Source organism: Aquidulcibacter sp. (assembly GCF_044346625.1).
Taxonomy (GTDB): Bacteria; Pseudomonadota; Alphaproteobacteria; order Caulobacterales; family Aquidulcibacteraceae; genus Aquidulcibacter.
Map to the genome: position 1 here is coordinate 1 of NZ_JBIIYV010000149.1, position 3,280 is coordinate 3,280.

3 protein-coding genes are annotated in these 3,280 nt (G+C 56.1%); 2 read left to right on the forward strand and 1 reads right to left on the reverse strand.

Translation table 11 applies throughout. From position 1 onward, the window contains the following. Window positions 1-840 precede the first annotated feature (840 nt). Window positions 841-1,209 carry a single-stranded DNA-binding protein gene (locus tag ACIQ20_RS16255; protein ID WP_085338522.1) on the forward strand — a complete coding sequence of 123 codons (369 nt, stop codon included), beginning with the start codon at window positions 841-843 and terminating at the stop codon, window positions 1,207-1,209. Between the two features lie 466 nt (window positions 1,210-1,675). Here ACIQ20_RS16255 and ACIQ20_RS16260 read toward each other — a convergent pair whose 3' ends face one another. After that, window positions 1,676-2,803 (reverse strand): IS110 family transposase, encoded by a 1,128-nt coding sequence (locus ACIQ20_RS16260; RefSeq protein WP_395782156.1) that lies wholly within the window; start codon window positions 2,801-2,803, stop codon window positions 1,676-1,678. Window positions 2,804-2,950: 147 nt separating this feature from the next. On the opposite strand from ACIQ20_RS16260, the gene ACIQ20_RS16265 reads away from it, so the two are divergent. Next, entirely contained in the window at window positions 2,951-3,202 is a 252-nt protein-coding gene (locus tag ACIQ20_RS16265; protein ID WP_395782158.1) for a single-stranded DNA-binding protein, read from the forward strand. Window positions 3,203-3,280 lie beyond the last annotated feature (78 nt).

Below are 3,280 nucleotides of genomic sequence, written 5' to 3' on the forward strand. Positions count from 1 at the left end.
AACGTCGGCAAGATTGAAATCAAGACTTTCGGCAAGACCGGCAAACTCGCAACCCTCAGCGTCGCCACCTCCGAGCGCTGGAAGACCGAAGACGGCACCCAAAAGGACCGCACCTACTCACATGAAATACGTCAATGACCGAAGTTGAGGTTGTGACTTGATTACACCGAGGGTGCATTCGTGCGCCCTCTTTTAGTGTTTGGCTTTTTGGACCGAACGATCGATTTTGGGTGGTGGGCTGGTCTAGAACCTTTTTGGTACCCAACAACGATTATGGATTAGCCAACAACATCTTGCATTCGGTCCTCTTGCGCCATCGATGCGCCAAATGGCCAACATGAACTCGAGAGCGGTTGTGCGACTTGGCCACCGTTGACCGTGCAGTTTGGACGCTGTGACGGCAACACGGATCCTTTTTCCCAGACCATGGCCTCGGTTGGTTTCATTCTGAGTAAGCGCAGCAACCATGATGCGATGCTGGTCTTTCTACTACTTTGCCCTTCCTAGCCTCCAATGCGCTATGTTGTCGGTCGCCGTGCGCGCCCGTGCATCTTTGCTTTGAACATTTGATTGATTGCCCTTTTCCGGATGAACTTGGCCAAAGCTCTGTCCATCATCTTTCCGCTTCAAGTCCCACCTTCTTGGGGACACACTTGCTGTTGACGCCATCAAGCGTCCGTTGGCCGTCCCGGTCAGGGCCCGAGGCTTCGCGTCTAAAGCCGCTGCAGGCCGCGCCAAACCCTGGCCTGTCCGTCGCTGCGCTGCCTAGCCGGTCGCTGTTTTGATGCGTCGCAAGCGCGACCCCGAGAAGGCGGTCTTCCGGGAAGCGGAGTAAAGATCATGGACAAGGCAAGCTTTGAAATCGTCGGCAACATCGGCAAATCAGAAATCAAAACATTCGACAAAGAACGCAAAATGGCGATCCTATCAATCGCTACCAGTGAGCACTGGAAGCGTGAGGACGGAACAAAGGTCGAAAGAACTTTTTGGCATCGCATCACAGTCTTCGCACCCGCCATCGTCAACCGGATCGAGACGATGGTGCAAAAAGGGACACGCGTCCGGCTTGTCGGCGCAATACGTCCGGGTTCTTACGACGACGAACAAGGACGCACCCGTTATGTCATCGAGTTCGTTGTTGGCCCGTTTGGCGATTTTGAAGTTCTCGCAAGAGGCAAACCAACGGAGAAGGTCGCTGAGGCGGCCTAATCCTTCCAGTGCCGGGCTCTCATAAAAGGGCCCGGCTAAAGGCTGTGCTTTGCACCACCGTTTTGCCGCCAGTATGCGCGTCGCTCAGAAAAATGCTACATCCATAACTCCTCTGCGCTCATGAGCGCGTCTTTAGATGCTAGGTCTGGCCGCTTCATCGAACGGCGCATACACGCGCCGCCTATACTCACATCCGGTTGCCGCTTTGATACGGCAGACCATAATCCCATTCTATCGGGTCGCGGCACAAAAGGGGGCGGTGACAAACTGGCACTCGGCGTGTTGCAGCCATTACGTAGCTACGTACCACCCACCTGCATCCAGCGGTGCTGATCGGGCGCCGCGGATCCTTATTAAAATGCTCACTGGCCACTGCGGAAATTTATTCGCTGGTCTGCTAAGGGGAAGAAAAGGAACCACCCCCTTATGCCACGCAAACCTGACCCGAGCACTTATCCTTGAAACGTCATGCGGACTTTAGAACCGCACCTTCAGGGACCTCCCCAGTTGTTGTGAAGCGCCAAAGGGCAATCAATAACTTGCGTGCGAGCGCGCAAATCATGATCTTACGAATCCGGCCAGCCTCGCTTCGAACACGGGACTGAAACCATAGTGACAGCTTCGACTGCGGCTGGTGTCGCAGCCAAAGCCAAGTCAACTCCACCATGGTTGATCGCAAGCGCGGGTTACCCGACTTGGATATCCCTTGATCGCGGGCCATATCGCCGCTCTGGTAGGGACTGGGTGCCAATCCCGCATAGGCCGCGACATCGCGTCTGTTGTCAAAATGTCGATAAAGGCCTTCAAGCCAAAGCGTCGAAGCAATCTCGGGTCCGATACCCTTCAACGTCTCAAGCGTTCGCGCCGGGGCAGCCTCTACACAATCGCGCACGCACGCGTCGCGTTCCTTACAAATGGCGAATAGCTGCTTCTGAACCAGCTCAAGTCGTTCCAGTGCACGGGTGACTTCGGTCATCACGCGTGGTGGCAAGGGCAAGCCATCTGCGCAGCGAAGCTCGGCCAAGCGGATGTAGCGGTCAGAGCGTGTCGCGTTAAAGCCGCGAATGCCATGCGCAAATAAAAGACCCTTTACCCGGTTAGTGAAGCGGATGCGTTCAGCTATCAAGGTCTTGCGCTCGCGGGTCAGCCTGCGTCGATCTTCCTCAGCCAAAGTGGGAACGACGACCATCGAGCAGACACGCGGTTCGCCTCGCTTCCATGCCGCCAAGGTCCGAACTAGGCCTTCACCATCAATCGTGTCAGTCTTCACGCGGCGAAAGCGGCGCGCTACCGCAATCGATGTAGCGTCAACGACGTAACTCTCGATATCATTGACCTCCAACATCCGATGTATCCAAAAGCCGTCAATGCCGGCCTCCTGAATCGTCACAATGCTAACCTTCGTCCCAAGGCGTTGTTCGGCCTTATTGCGCAATCGTCTCAGAAGCTCCAACAACCCAGCGCCGTCGCCGCCAGTCACTTCATGTCGCGACATCTTCGACGAGCCAGTTGCCAGCGCGGTTATCACCCAACGCGCTTTGGCAAGCTCAATAGAGGCCAGTAAAGTGTGTGGTGGTGCAATCGAAGCGCCCATGGATGTGTCTGGTGAAGCGCTTGGCGCTTGCGCGTCTAACAAGGGTGCGTACTCAAGTTCAGTCGTCGTCTGCATGGATGCCTCCTCTGGTTGGGTTAGCCTGAGCATCCTAAACTGCTTCGTTCAGACGCCGTCCCTGACCATAGAATCTGGCACCGCGTCACTGTCTTTGCCCCCGCCATCATCGCCCGCATCGAGACAATGGTCCAGAAGGGCACCCGGGTTCGCCTTCTCGGTCGCATCCGCCCCAGCTCCTACGACGATGATCAAGGCCGCACCCGCTACGTCATCGAATTCGTACTAGGCCCCTTCAGCGAACTCGAAGTCCTCGCTCGCGGCAAAGCCAAAACCGAAGGCTCTGGCACCGAAACAGACCTTCCGATGGAGACCGCCGCCTAGCCACTTCATCATAGCAAAATCGCCCAAGGGCGGAGCCTAACAGCTCCGCCCTTTTTTCGTTCTTGGACCTAGGTCGCG